Source organism: Achromobacter sp. Bel, from assembly GCF_012928505.1.
Lineage (GTDB): Bacteria > Pseudomonadota > Gammaproteobacteria > Burkholderiales > Burkholderiaceae_B > Achromobacter.
The window spans coordinates 1-15165 of sequence record NZ_JABBJN010000087.1 but is presented as its reverse complement, the minus strand read 5'-3'; the positions used below and the strand labels follow the sequence as shown (position 1 = coordinate 15165).

Here is a 15165-nt window from a genome sequence, read left to right as displayed (position 1 = left end):
CATTCTGCTGCGGCGCAGCCTGAGCGTAGTGCACGTCGCCTCCCAGGGCGGCGGTGGTGCCAAGCGGCGGCAGACTGGCAGCCAGCGACGCGGTGGCCCGGCCGTTCACATACAGATGGACCTGGCTGCCGTCGGCCGTCACGGCCAGGTGCTGCCAGGCGGCGGGCGTAAGCGGCTGGCCGGGCTGGCTGCGCTGGCCGTTCACTTCCACGAACGGCACGCCTTGATTGATACCGATCAGCAAGGCATTGCCGCCATCGCGGCGGGCATAGATGAGCTGTTCGCCAACCGACTGGTCCGCGCGGACCCAGGCGCTGAACGTGAAGGCGCCTGCGGCGGGGATGGCCAGCGACGGGCTGGCGGGCAGCATCAACGGCGTCGCGCCCGTGAACTGCGCGGCGCGGCCGATAACGCCGTCCACTGTCGCACCCGTCGGCGTCTGGCCGTGGTTGCTGTAGGCGGTGGTATCGCGCGGCGGCGCACCGGGGGCGCCGTCGAAGTGATAGACCAGCGTGTAATTCGGGTCGAACGTCAACTGGCCGTTGGCCGAGACGGGCGCCTTCTGGTTGCCGTAGTACATCCAGATGTCCTGGCGCTGACCGTCGGCCACCTCAGGCACATCCACCCACACCAGAGCCATGCCCAGCAAGGGGTCGAAGGCTTCTACCTGATGGTTCAGCACCGTCTGGTCGTCGGCCGCCACGAAGCGGATGTCGGCGCCATTTTCGTGGATGCCGTCGAAGGCGAAATTGCCGGTGTGCAGGCGCACCAGCAGCGGCGTACGGCCGGCCGGGCCACCCAGCGGCATACCCTGCGGGGTGCTGTCGACGGTGATTTGCTTGCGGTACTGCCAGTCGGGCTGCCACCAGGCATTGGCGGCGGACGGCAATACGCCGGCCAGCACGGTCAGCAGGAGTATCAATAGGCGTTGCATGGTCGGGACTCCGGGATGAATGAGGTAGTCGCGTGCGCTCAGAAGCTGGCGCGTACGCTGAAGTTCAGGCGGGGATCGTGTTTGCGGGTGTTGGGGCCGTCTTTAAGCGGATAGCCCCAGTCCAGCGCGCCGGACAGCCAATCCAGCACTTGCAGGCGGGTGCCCAGGCCGACGCTGGCGAGCGAATAGCTGGCATCCTGTTCGGGCAGCGGGTCGCGCAGCCGCAAGGTGGCGGCGTCGGCGAATGCGTAGAAGCGCCATTCGTTGACGTTCGAACCGAGCCACCGGGCCAACGACGGCGTGCGCCATTCCACCGAACCCAGGAGGCCATCGTCGCCCGTGCGTTCGGCAGCCAGATAGCCGCGCACGCTGGTCGCGCCGCCGGCCGAGAACTGCTCGTTGGACACCAGGGCGCCCGAGGCCAGTTGGAACGAGCCGCGCAGGCCTAGCTGCCAGTCGCCGAACAGGTTGTGCGTATGCGTGCCATCGCCGCGCAGCAAAGCGAAGCTGGGGTTGGCCCGGTAGCGCTTGTCGTCGAATTCCTTCCAGCCGCTGCCTTGATTGAAGAACGACCCGCTGGCACCCACCACGGACAGCCCCAGGCTGCTCTGTGAAGATTCGGAATAGCGGTAGCCGTTGTAGGCAAGCGTGAACGGCAGGTACTTGATCGGGATTTGGTCTTCATTGGAGCCAAAGCGCGTGGACTCGTCGAACTTCTTGTAGTCCAGCCCGACGGACAGCGAATTGCTCCAGTCGCCTTGCGGCTCCATCGTGTAGATGGCGGACAGGCCGAAGGAATAGCCCTTGCCCAGCACATTGGTGCCGCCGAGGGTCGCCACGTTGCTGTCGCTCTTGTAGCCCGAGAACTGCAGGCCCCAGCGGCTGGAGAGCGGCATCGAATACGAACCCGACCAGACCTTGGCATTGTCGGTTTCCTGCGGCGCGGTGAAGAAGGTCAGGCTGACGGAATGGCCCAGTTGCCACAGGTTGTCGTAACCCAGCGACGCCGTGCTGCGCAGGCGCGTGGTGTCGGCGCTGTAGTCGTTGTTCAGGCCCACGCTGGCGTGCCAGGGGCTCTTGTCTTCCACCTTCAGGTCTACGTCCATCGTGCCCGGCATGCGCCCTTCCTTCACCAGCGGCACGACCTGGCGGCTGGCGCCCTTGTTCAGGTTGGTCAGCTCGGCCTGCGCCTGGTTGAAGTTGGGTACCTGGCCTTCCTGCAGTGCCGGCACCTCATCGCGGATCGCCAGAGGGGAGTAATGCTGCGCGCCCACCACCCGTACGCGGCCCACCTTGGTCTCGGCCACTTGCAGGAACACGATGCCGTCGGCGACCTGTTGTTCGGGCAGGTCCACATACACCGACTGGTAGCCGCGTTCCTGATAGACGGTCTGCAAGGCTTCGCGCGCCGATTCGATATCGGCCAATGTGCGGTCCGGCCCCAGGTAGGGGTAGACGGCGCGTTCGATGTCGCGGGCATCCAGCACGGTGTTGCCACGCACGATGTATTCGTTGATGTTGACGCGGCGGCCGTCGGATGCCGCCGCGGCGGCGGGTACAGGTTCGGATGCCGCTGCGGGCGCCGGCTGCGCCCAGCCCGCGTTGACCGCGGCACTCAGAACGAATGCTTGCGGCGCACGGCGCAATATGGCGCGCAGCGCGCTGCCCCTACTCTCGAAATCATGCATAGCGATGCACTCGGTTCCTTGTGTGAAAACCGGCCGGGTACCGGCCGCTGCCGTGCCGTGCGCTTCGCGACAATCCCATTACGGTTTTTGCCCGCTACCTTGCGCCCACAGCTTCTGCTTGTTACTAGACGTACTGGGAAGGCGAAGACCGCGCGTTGTAAGAAAAACTTCATGAAAAAGAATCGGACGGTGACGCGGCGCGAATGCCGTGCTGCGATTCTGGCCGGACACGATGACGGCACTAGCGTGCAAGGCAAAAAAAAGCGGCCAGGCAATGCTGGCCGCTTCATGACAAACCGGTGACCGCCGGCGGTTTGCCGGCGGTCCCGTTCACATCGTCAGCTTGCGCCGTTCGTCAGCGCTCAGGGACGCGGCCTCGGAGGCGTCCAGCGGACCCGCGCCCAGTACCTGTACAGCGCTGGCGCGGTCGTACGCGGGCGCGGCCGCCGCCGGACTGCCCTGCGGCACAGGGGCGGCGCCCGCCACAGGCTCGTCGCCATACCCCAGGATCTGCACGTTGATCACCGAAGGCTGGTTCTGGCATGCCTGGCTCTGCGCGCGTTGGGCGGAATCCTGCGCCGCATTGACCGCCGAGGTCGCCGCCGCGCTGGCCGACGACAGCGCGCCCGTGTTGACGGAGGCCGTCACCGGCACGCCCACGCTATCGCCCTGCGCCTGGATGTTGGCGGCGTTCACCACTTGCAAGGCCGCGATGTTCACGTTGCCCGACACGCGGATGCCGGCCTCGCCCGCATCGATGGTGCCCAGCGGGGCGTACAGGTCGACGTCGCCGGCCGGCACCTCCGGCAGCGGCGCCAGCGTCGCAATGCCCGCGCCCGTGCTGGGCGCATTGGGCGACAGCGTCACGTTGCCGACCCCGTCGTAGACGCGCTTGGGCGGCGTGTACAGCACCGTCGTCTTGGACCCGCGCCCGGCGTTGATGTCGCCTTCGGCCGACCACGCCGTGATGCCGCCGCCAAAGGTCGTCATCACCCGGCTTTGGCCCAGCAGGATGCTGTCCAGCGCGTACAGCTGGATGCTGCCCTCGCCCTGCGTGATGATGCCCGCGGAGGCTGGCGGTGCGACGCCCTCTACACCGAACACCTGCTGCCCGCCTGGCGTCATCAGCTGGATATCGCCGCCGAAAGTGCTGCGGATGCCCGCGCCGCCGTACAAGGTCAGGTCGCCCTCGTAGGCGCCCGGCGCCGTGTCGGGAAACAGCGCCGCGATGGCCTGGCGGCCGCGCAGGTAGCTGCCCTGGCGCGGGCTGGACTTGTCGTTGTATTCCCGCCCGCCCGCGCGTAGCTCGGCGAAATACACCTGTCGCGCGAAGATGCGCTGCTGCTCGGCGGGCAGTGCATTGAAATAGGCACGCGCATCTTCTGCGCTGCCTGCGAAGCCGAAGCGTTGCGTCAACCACAACACAAGTTCCGGCTCATAGGTCTTGAAAGCCAGGCCCTGGTCGGCCAGCGGGCGGCTGGGGTCCGCCTGGCGCGACGGGTCCAGATAGCGTGCCAGAAAGCCCGCGTAATCCGGCCCGGCCGCGCCCACGCCGGCCAGCACCGCGATCGATGCGCCGGGGCGCAGGTCGCCCGGCATCACCGCGCCCAGGCTGTTGATCGACGCCCGGTCGCCCATCAGCACATGGCGGCCGGCGGTGACTTCCAGCGTGCCCGGGCCGGCCACCTGGAACGAACTGTAGAGAATGTCACGGCCCGCCGACACTCGCGAAACATCCCGCGCATCGCGGTGCAGGAACAGATTGCCGGACGAGGTGGCCGAGGCCACGCTCGCGGCAAAGTAGTAGCCGTTGGTCGTCGGCACGTTCAATGGCACGCCGGTATCGGTGCCCGACGCCACGATGTCGCGGCCGGCCATCATCCACACCGGGCCCGCCGCCTCGTACCAGGTCTGCCCCAGGTTGGGGCCCGCGATGATCGCCAGCGCTTCACCGCTGCGCAGCCCCACGATGTCGCCGTCGCGGGCATACAGGCGCGTGACCAGGTCGGACCCGGCCCCACTGGCCGTGGGCGCATCGAAGTAGAACAACGGAAAGTGCGTGTTGCGGGCGCCAGCGATGCCGTTTGCGCCCTGGTTGCTCAAGGTCACCGCGCTGGTGCCCTGCGAGGTATAGCCCGCGAACGCCGGCGCCAACACGTTGGCCACGCCGGCCGGATCGGCCCCCGAACGATTGATGGCGTAGCCGCCCGCGTAGATCGAATTGCCCGCCAGCAGTTCGAGCTGGCCGCGCGCGCCGGGCGCCAGCGTGAGCGAATACGGCAGGCCGCCGCCCTCGGCGTTCAGGTAGCCGGCCGAAACGCCCGCGTAGATGCTGCCGTCGTACGCGGTGGCACGCAGAATCGACGGATACCAATAGCGCGCATCCGACGCGGACGTGTTGTGCCCGGTCTGCAGCGCCAGGCCCTGGGCGCTGTGCGACGTCTGCCGGCTGGGCGTCAGGTTGCCGCCCGCGCTGGACAGTTCAATGGCCGTGTTGGCCGTCCACATCGAAAACCAGCTGTAGCCGCCGCCATCGATCTGCGTGCCGTCGCGCAACCGGAACGGTGTGCTGTTCTGCAACGCGACACGCCCCGGATCGCTGGCGCCGCCCACCACCAGGTCGCCGCGCGTGTCCAGCCGGATCACCGCATCCCCGGGAATCAGCGCCAGCCCGCCGGTGGCGCTGGCCAGCGACGATTCATAGGGATCGTAGCCGCGACTGTCCTTGGCGTCGCGCAAGGCCGGCTGGCTGCTGTAGCGTAGATCCAGCCCGCCGATCGCGCCGCCCGCGAACTGCACATTGCCACGCAGGTTGATCAGCGCGCCTTGCATGTCGATGGCGGGATCGCCGTAATACGGCGTGGGCCCGGAGGTCGACGACACGGCGCCGCGGGCATTCTGCGTGGGGTTGAGCCGCCCGCCGATGCGCAGGTCGATATCGCCGCCGCCGGTCAACGTCATGCCGCCGTCGGCCGCGATACGGCCCGTGCTGCCCACCGCCACGACCAGACCCTGGCTGCGCGGGTTGCTGCGCGAACCGCGCGCCTCGATGTTGCCGGCATCGCCGTCGGTGCGCACGCTGACATTGCCGCCGCCCAGCGCGCCAAAACCGGTAAAGCCCACCAGCAGCGGCGTGGTGTCCTTGAAGTCCGACGATGCCCGGGTGTAGCTGCCGAAGTTGATCCACCATGCGGCCGGCGTATCGCCGCCGTTGGCGCTGCCCGTCCCCTGACGCCACAGCCAATTGCCGACGCCCACGCTGGCATCCAGCCTGCGGGCATCGAATGTGCTCTGCGCAGTCTGGCCCCACGCGTCGCCGCGCAATGCGCCGCCCGCGTACAGGCTGAGGTTGCCGCCGGCTTCGGGATACCAGGCCTGGTATCCGCTGCCCGCCGTCACGAACGGTTCATAGCTCGCCGCATGTTCGTCGCCCAGCACCGTGGCGCCGAAGCGTCCGCGCGGCAATTGGTAGGCGGACGCGACATTCGCCGACTGCGTGCCGGCGGTGTACACGCCATAGGCCGACATCAGGCTGATATCGCCCCCCGCGTTCAGGTCCAGATCACCGGTGCCCGTGCGCAGCACGCTGAAATTCTGTGTATGCGGCGTCACCGAGACCGCGCTGGCGTCGCCGCGCTCGCAGAATCCTTCGATCACGTCGCACAACCAGGCCATGTCGTCCGGTACCGGCGCGCCGGGCTCGAAGCCTGACTGCTCGGCGTCCGGCCCCCAGACCCACCCGCCGCCCTGGACCAGGCTGGCGTTGTAATGCGTGTCCGCCAGCGTCAGCTTGCCCGCAGCCGGCCCGGTCAGCACCCGGCGCGGATCGGCCGCGTCCAGGTCGGCGCCGGCCACCAGTTGCACCGACCACGACTGGCTGCCCGCCGGCAGCATCTGGGCCACGGCCCAATTGCGCCGCTGGTCTGCCGGCGTGCCGGGCCGCAGGTCCACATAGTCGGTCCCCGCCAGGAATACCAGCTTGGTCTGCGACGGAATGAACGCGCCCTGTTTGAGCGTAATGGTGCCTTCCATCAGCAGCACGTTGGGCTCGTAGCCCTGCGTGGTGTACAGATTGGGCAGTGCCACGTTCGCGGGCCAGGTGAACGACTGCAACGACGTGCCGCCGGCCAGCAGCGTGCCCGCCCCCAGGCGCGTGCCGGCGGGCAGGTCCACCGCCTGCTTCAGCACCGTGCCGGCGCCGTACAGCAGTTGGCCGGACGCATCCCGCACGTCGCCGGACAGCACCGTGCCGCTGGCCAGGGACAGCTCCTGGTCGAGCGCGGCCTCCACGGGCAAGCGGGTACCCGCCGCCAGTTTCACGGCCTTCAGGGGCAAGGGATAGTTCAGCGTCTTGCCGCCGGGGAACTCGGTGCCGTCCGCAAGCGTGACGCCGCCGCGCGGCAACACCACGTCGCCGCCAAACGGCTGCACGCCGGGTGTCAGCACCCAGCCGTGCTCGTCGTCCGGCGTGGCGGCCGGCGGCGCGAAGCCGTCGTTGATGCTGCCGTAGACATCCAGGTTGCCCTTGGCGCGCAGGATCAGCGCCCCGGCTTCGCCCGAGCCGTATACCCCCGTCAGCGGCAAGCGCGGGTTCACGCCCGCGTAGCGGTAGCGCGACAGGTCCAGGTCGCCCTGCACCACCAGATCGCCGTCGGCGGTCTTGCTGACGATTTCCACGCCCGGACGCAGATGGAACACGTCACGATACGTGGCGTTGTTCAGGCCCGCCAGCTTGCCGTTGATCAGGTTGCCATTGACCATCGCTCCGCCCATGAAGGCGGTGGCGTCGTCGTGCTTGGCGTCCAGGTAGGCCTGATTGATGATCTGGTACTGGCGGCCGTTGGTCCGGTCACCGGGATTGCCCACGTCGGCATCGTCATAGCGCTGCATGGCGGTCAGCGTGATCGACTTGGCGCCGTCGATCGCGAGCGGGCCGCGCGCCTCGATGGCAATGTCGCCATGGCGGGCGGCGGAACCCGGTGCCCCGCCGCCGTTGATTTCCGTGTTGCCGGCCGCATCGATGCGCGGCGCCAGCAATTCCAGCGTGCCGCGTTGCACGCCGTCGTGCTGCACCGTGGCGGATGTGCCGTGGCGCAGGTCGATGCGCGCGCCGCTGGCCAGAGTCAGCACGCCTTGGCCTGAATTCAATTCCACCACCGCGCGGTTCGGCGCGTCGATGATCTTGCCGTAGCTGTCCACGCGCAGCACCGTGCTGTGCGCATCCAGCACCGACGTCCCCGCCAGCGTCAAGCCGTCCCGCGCCGCCAGGCGGATGCGGCCTACCCGCTCACCGCTGGCGTCCACCCGGCCCGCCACCGTCAGGCTGCCGCCGTCGATCGACAGGTTGACGTCGTTGGCGCGCAGCGTGTCGCCAACGGTCAGGCTGCCTTGCTTGATCTGGAAACTGCGCGCCCCGGACACGCCGCCGTCGTTCAGCCGTTGATTCAGCGCGTCGAAATCGGCGTTCAAGGCGCCCGCCGCCCCCAGCCGCTGCGCGCGGATGTCGATGCTGCCCGCGCGGTATGGCACCGCGGTGCCGCCGGCGTCGTAATGGCCCGAGCTGGCGCCCAGGATGCGGCCCAGCAGCGCCACCTGGCCCGCGCCTGGCGCCAGCGCCACGGCCCGCAGGCTGCCCGCGTTGTTCTCCTTGGCCGACAGATCGATCACCGAGCCCGCCTCTTGCCGGATTTCGCCCTGGCTGCTTTCCAGGATCAGGTCGCCGCCCCAGCTATAGCGCAACACGTCATTGAAAGCGATGGCGCGGCCCGCCACGTCCAGTTGCGACGTGCCGCTCAACACCACGCTGTCGCGGCCTTGCAGCGTCAGCTTGCCGCTGGGCAGCACGATGGCGCCGTCCACGCGCACATTGGCGCCCGCCAGGCTCAGTTCCGCGCCCAATTCCTGCACGGTTGCCGCCTGCGCGCCCGGCACGGCCGCCACGCGCACGTTGCCGCCGGCCGTGATCTTGTTCGTGGACCCCGCCAAGCCGGTCAACAGCGGCGTGTTCAGGTTAAGATTTCCGCCGCTGTAGGTGTAGCCGCTGCCACTGACATACGCGCCTTGCGATTCATACACCGCCAGGCTGCCACGGTGATTGGCCGTGATGCGTTCGCTGGCGTTCAGGTTGACGCTGGCAAAGCCCAGCGCCAAGCGGCCGTTGTCGTCCAGCCCGCTGGGCTGCGCGCCCTGGCCATAGCCAAACTCGATGCGTTCGGCCTCGATGCGCAACACACCGTGGCCCGTGCCGGCCCCGCCCGCCGCTACCGCCCCCGGCGCCTGCGTCGCGCCGCTCCAGATCAGGTTCTGGGTGCGGATGCTTGCCTCGTCGCCGGCGGCGCCGTAGCCGTAGAGGGCCGGCGTACCCAGGGACAGCGTGGCCAGGCTGTATTTGCCCGTGAGCGGGTCGCGCGTATCCAGCGCGACAGTGCCGTAGAAATTCATGGACTCGCGCGCCGTCAGCGTCAGCCGCTCCAACGCCGGGGCGCCGGTGCTGGCGTCGCCGCGCAGCAGACGGCCCAGGATGCTCTGGTTCAACGTCAGCCCGTTGGGCAGCACGCCGCGTGCGGCCGCCTGTGCCAGCGCATCGGTGGTGCCGGCGTTGATCGCCCCGACCGCCAGCGTCAGGTTGCGCGTGCCATACGACACCTGCTCGCCCAAGTCGAAGGTGCCGTTGGTGGCCGCGGCGATCGTGCCTTCGGAATACAGCCGCGTCACGCCCTCGCAGGGCAGCGCCGCGCAGGTGCCGATGCGGATCGCGCCCGCGCCCAGCGCATCGGGCGCCAGTACATCCAGACGGCCGTTGGACACGGCCAGCAACCCCGTGCTGCCGGGTTCAAACGCATACCCGTTGGTCGAGTCCACCGACGGCGCGCCGCGGCCCAGCGTCGAGATGCCTGCGCCCGCTTCAAGCTCGATCGTCCTCGACGAAATCAACACCTCGGGCGCTGCCAGTTGCGCACCGGCGCGTATCACCACTTCGTTGGCGCCGCCCTGGAACGTGTAGAAGCGGCCGCCCTGGCCGTACGTCACGACCGGCAGGGCGCCAATCACCAGCCGGCTGGCGCCCAGCGCCACCAGCGCATCGGCCTGTACCGACGCGCCAGCAAAGCCCGCGGTGGGCGCCTGGCCCGCCGCCAGGATCTCCACATTTGAACTGTCGCCGCTAAGCGCCGCCGCGCCGCCAAAGCCGCCCTCTGCGGGTTTGAAATCGGCCAGACCATCAAAGCGCAGCGCCTGCCCGTCCTGCGAACCGGCGTGGACCGCCAGGCGCAAGGTCCGGCCGTCGGCTGGCAGCATCGCCCGCGGCACGCCCCGCGTAGCCGCATCGGCACGCACAAAGCTGGCGTAGCTGGTCTCGTTGTATTGCGAGTAGGTGCGCAGCACATTGGCCGGCGTCAGGATAACCGGGGTCGCCAGGCTCTCGGCCACCCGCGTGCCGGCGGTGGACAGCGTGCCGCCGGCCGCCCACGACAGATTGCGCATCGGCGCCGGCGCCATGGCCGCGCCCGGCGTCGCACCGGTATTGATTTCGACGCGGAACGCGCCGGGCAACAATGCATAGGTCGACGGCATCAGCGTATAGGTGCCGGCCGGCAAGCCCGGCACGCCCGCGCCGATCGTGATTTGCTGCCCCAGGCCCGGGGCCGAGGCGCCGGCTTCGCCACCGGCCGGCGCATAGCCCGGCTGCACGCCCGGCACGATGGCATAGACCGGATTGGCCGCCAGCCCGGGCAAGGTAAAGCCGCCCTTGGGATTGTTGCGCACCAGCGGGGAATAGCGCGCGTCGGTCGAGCCGCCGCGTCCGGACACGAAGCCTGCGCCCGTCAGTTCACCGCCCCCAGACAGGTCCAGCACCGATCCCGGCAACGCGTCCACATCACGGAATCCCAGCGTGATGCCCGTGCGCAACGAGGCGCCGCTTCCCGAGCCGGTGGCGCCGCCGGCGCCCACCAGCGAGACGTCCGCGCCCTTGAACTTGTACGACACGCCATCGGTCGTGCCGCCGTAGGGCATCAACAGCCCCGCGCCGCTGACCGAGGTCACGCTGCCCGGCAACAAGGTCAGGCGCTGTGCGCCTGACACCGAACTCACGTCGCCCAGGACGATGGCGCCGAGCGGCGCGCGCACCACGCCGCCCTGCTCCACGTTGGTCGCCGCCAGGCGCAGCGAGCCAAACGCCGAATACGGCACGGCCGGCAACGGCGCGGTGGCGCCGCCCGAGCGGCCCACCCACAACGTGCGGGTCGGATCGAACACATTGACGCCGGATACCGGATTGCGCGTATACCCCGCCAGCACCTCGGCCTCGGCGCCCGTCACTGGATACAACTGCGCGGCGATCAGGTCCAGATCGCCTCGCGTCCACAGCCGGGTGCGCGGTTCGCTGTCGTTGTTCAGCAAGAAGCGCAGGTCGCCGCCGCTTTCCAGCGTCACCCGGTCAAAGCCCGACCGCGCCACCGCCAGGGTGCCACCCACGCTGCGGTTGATGCTGCCCTGGGTGCCGAACGACAGGCTGTTGCCCACCTCCAGCAGATCGGAGGCGCGCACCGTGAAGACGCCCGTCCCCACCGACGGCGCATCGCCGAACAGCACGCGCGGCCGGATCATGCCGTTGGTGGCGTAATACTTGCCCGGCCCGGACAGGCGTACCTGCGAGGCCGCCAGGTTCACGCGTGTTGCCGCGTCGGCGTCAGGCGCCAGCGAAAATGCGCCGGCGTACAGCCGCAGGCTTTGGCCGAGCGCGATATCGATCGCGCCATCAAACGACATCAAGCCATTGGACAGCACCCCCAACTGATCAAAGCCGCCGCCCGCCAACAGGCGCGCAACATCCAATCGAGCCTGCCCGTAGCGCAGTGCGTCGGCAGTCTCGCCCGGCTTCAAGTCCGACGCCACGGCGTTGGCCCCGCCTGCTGCCAGTACCAGCTCGCGCGGCACCTGCACGTCCATGCTGGACGGGTTCTCGCCCGCGCCGCGGTACAGCGGCGTTTCCAGCGCGATATCCAGGGCACCGCCTGCGGCGTTTGCGCCACCGGCCCGCGCAATGAACGTGCCGTCCAGAAACAGGCCGTTGTAGGAACTGAGCGCGATGCGGCCCCCGTTGCGATCCCGTTGCAAGGGCCCCACCCCGTTCACGTCCACGGTCGCGCTCGAACCGGACGCATCCAGCACCGCGCCCGGCCGGATGATGACGTAAGCGTCGGAAGAGGTTGCCGTGGCGCGGTCATGATTGATCTCGCCGCCGATCACGATCACGCCGCCGGCGTCCGCCACGCCATAGCGGCGGCCCTGCGCGTCCACGCCGGTTTCCGCGCGGCCGGCCACGTTCAGCACCGCCTGCTCGCCGATCCAGATCGACCGGGCGTGCACCTGCCCTGCGGCGGTTTCGATGGACTCCGCCACATCGATATCGCCCATGCGCAGTTGGCGGATATCGATTTTTCCGCCGGCCGCCGTCAACGCGCCCAGCACCGTGATCTGGCCCGCGCCGCGAAGCTGGATCGCCTGCCCCGGGTCCACATTGACCTGCGCGCCACGGCCGACAAGCAACGCCGCATCGGCGTCCGCTCCCGGCAGCGACAGGCTGCGGCCGCTTTGCAGCGACAGGCTGGCGCCGCGGCGGCGCGTCACCGAGCCGGCCACGGGATCGTGCTGGTAGACCGGCGGTTGCCAGGTTTCCAATGCCGCGCGGGCCGGCGCGCCCGTCGCCAGCCCCATCGCGTCGGTCACCGGACGGTACACCGGCATCGACACGTCGATGCGCGCGCCCTCGGCCACCGAGGCGCCGCGACTGCCGGTGATCTCGTAACGCGAGAACCCCTGCTGAAACAACGGCGCCGCCAGCGCCAGCACGTCGTCGCCGGCGTCAGCCGGTTTGGTGCCCAGCACGACCTTGCCCGCCGTCACGGCCAGCGTGCCGCCGCCCTCGACGCCGTAGCCCCGCAGTTCCGCGTCCAGCACCAGCCGGCCGCCGGTGGCAGTGCCGCCCGCCACCGCTTCCACGGTCACATTGCCGCCCTTGCCTCCCGTGACTTTGCCCGCAGCGCGCAGCGCGGCGCCCGAGCCCACATCAATCACACTGCCGGCTTGCAGGTCGATATCCAGTGAGCTGCGCAGCGACACGCTGCCGCCATTCAGGTACGGCATGGCGGCGGTCTGCCCCGGCGCCAGCGCCAGGTTGGCCCACAGGCCCGACGTGTCCAGGCGCCCCCGCGCGCCCAGCGTCAGCCGGTCGTCGGTCAGCCCGCCGCCCGCGTTCGCCGCCCCGGCCGTCGTGTCGGCCATGCCGCCGGGCGTGGCCTGGAGCAGCACATTGCCCAGCCGGATGCTGCCGGCGTTGGCCGTCAGCACGGCGTCCACCGCCAGGTTGTTCGCGAACAGCGTGATGTCGCCCGCCGGAGCCACCGTCAAATCCGATTGCACCGCGATGGCGCCTGCGGCGATCCTCACGGCGCCCAGGCCAACGCCATTGAGCCGCGTCGTATCCAGCTGCAGGATGCCCGTGCGGTCGCCGGGCAGCGCCGTGTCCAGATCCAGGCCGGCGGCGACTGCCGCCACCCGGTCGGACAGCACCACCTGATCGACCGTGCCGTCGGCACGTCCCAGCACGTACTGCAGCGCGCCCGTGGCCTTGCTGTAGTACGGCGTGTAGGTACCCACCACCAGTTGCGCGCCGCGCGCCGCCGCGCGCTGCGATTGCTGGTAGCCATCCAGGCCGGCCTGCGCCGCGGCGTTCTGCCGGTCGCCCTGGAACGTGGTGCCGATCAGTTCGCCTTCCAGCACCGCGCTACGCGTGCCGATCACCAGGCGGCCCGCATCCCGCCCGACGGTATAGCCGGTCTCGAAACGCTCGCGCGGTGCGATCAGCGGGTTGTAGAAATAGCGCGTCTGGCCCCAGCGTTCGCTCTGCGCCTCGTACCCTTTGTACAGGCCCGTGTAGACCAGGTCCCCCGGCGCGCGCGACACGTCGTACAGCCTGCCGTCCACGCCGCGCAGCCACGTCTGGCGGATCATGCCGTCTTGCACGTCCAGCGTGCCGCCCGACAGGTTGATCTGCGAACCGGCGCGCGTCACGACATCTGCGCCGGTGAATTCCACGTTACCGCCCTGCGCCATCCATTCGTTGACGGCGTGCCCTTGCGTGCCCAGGTAGCCGCTGACTTCCAGCAGGCCGCCGGCCGTATACCAACGGTCGGTCGCGTAGCCGTTCGTACCCGCCGGCACCAGCACCAGGTCTCGGATATCGACCCAGACATCGTTGTTGTTGAGCTTGCCGCTGTCCCGGTTGACGGGCGCGTCGCGCTGCTCGTTGCCCTGCACGTTGATCTTGAGATTGTTGTTTTCCATCGCGACGGGCACGCCCACCGCGCCCGATACGTCCAGCACCGCGCCATCGCGCAGCAGACTGCGCTGCGTGGCCTGGACAGCGATCTGCCCGCCGGTGGCCAGCGTGATCGAGCCCGCCGCGAAATCCACCGTGCCCGAACTGCTGATCTCCACCCGCGACAGTTCACGCCGATCGGCGCCCGCTGCCAACAATGGTGAATCGCTTTGCACCGCCGGCGGCACGCGCAGGCCGTCGCGCTGGCTGTCCAGCGCCAGCGCGCCGCTGCGGTCCAGCAGAATCGCCGTGGTGCTGTTCTCGGCCACCGTGATCCGGCCGTCCGTGCCCGTCGCGGTCAGGTGCACCGTGCCACGCGTATCGACCGACGTGCTCGACAACACCACGCCGCGCTGCCCCACGTCGCCGCCCGTCAGGGTCACGTCGCCCAAGGCGGCCTGAATCAGGCCCGTGTTGTCGACCTTGCCGGGCAGGCCCGCGGGCGTCACATCATTGCCCTTCGTGGTGGACACGAGGTTGCCGGACGTGCCTTGGCCGCGCTTGATGACGAAGCTGTCGCCGGCCGCCAGCAGCGCCTGGCCTGCTGGCGTATCGATCGACCCCGCGTTGGATACTTCCTTGCCCAGCAGCAGCACATAGCCGCCACCCGTGGTGGAGGCCGTTGGCGCCGCCGTCCGGATCTGCGCCCCCGCCTGCACCTCGACGCGGCCCAGCGCGTCCTGGAATGTTGGCTGCGCGCCGTTGTCCGCGTAAAGCCCCTTATCGCGGAACTGCGCATCCGTGATCGTGGCCGCCGCCGCCACCAGATTGCGCGCGTTCACCTGGCTGGTGCCGGTGAAGATCACGCCGTTCTGATTCACCACCATCACGGTGCCGTCCGCCTTGATCGCGCCCTGAATCTGGCTGGGTCTGGCCGACGCGCCGACCACGCGGTTCAGCACCGCGTCGTCCGCCCCCTGCTTGAATTGCACGGTCGTGTTGCGGCCGACGTTGAAGGTGTCCCAATTCAGGATGGCGCGCGATTGCGTCTGCTCGATCGTGACTACCTGGCGGCCGTTCTCGACGCTGGACTTGGCGGCTTTGGCGCCTTCCCATTTCGCCAGCCCGCCCTCGGCGGCCCACAATCCGCCTTCCGCCAGGCCCTCCGGCACATCGCTGCCGTTGGCCGCCGCAGCCGCCCGCGCCGCCGAGATCGGAAGAGC

3 protein-coding genes are annotated in these 15165 nt (G+C 69.2%); all 3 read right to left on the bottom strand.

The window, feature by feature from the left end; all coding sequences use genetic code 11:
- A partial coding sequence (locus tag HG262_RS29400; RefSeq protein ID WP_169274361.1) for a DUF2341 domain-containing protein occupies window positions 1-934 on the bottom strand: 934 nt, incomplete at its 3' end.
- A 38-nt stretch (window positions 935-972) separates the two neighbouring features.
- On the bottom strand, window positions 973-2622 hold the full coding sequence (locus HG262_RS29395) for a ShlB/FhaC/HecB family hemolysin secretion/activation protein (protein WP_169274360.1): 1650 nt from the start codon (window positions 2620-2622) through the stop codon (window positions 973-975).
- A gap of 330 nt (window positions 2623-2952) precedes the next feature.
- Complete coding sequence (locus tag HG262_RS29390) at window positions 2953-15087, bottom strand: filamentous haemagglutinin family protein (protein ID WP_248293529.1); 12135 nt, start codon at window positions 15085-15087, stop codon at window positions 2953-2955.
- Between the last annotated feature and the right edge of the window lie 78 nt (window positions 15088-15165).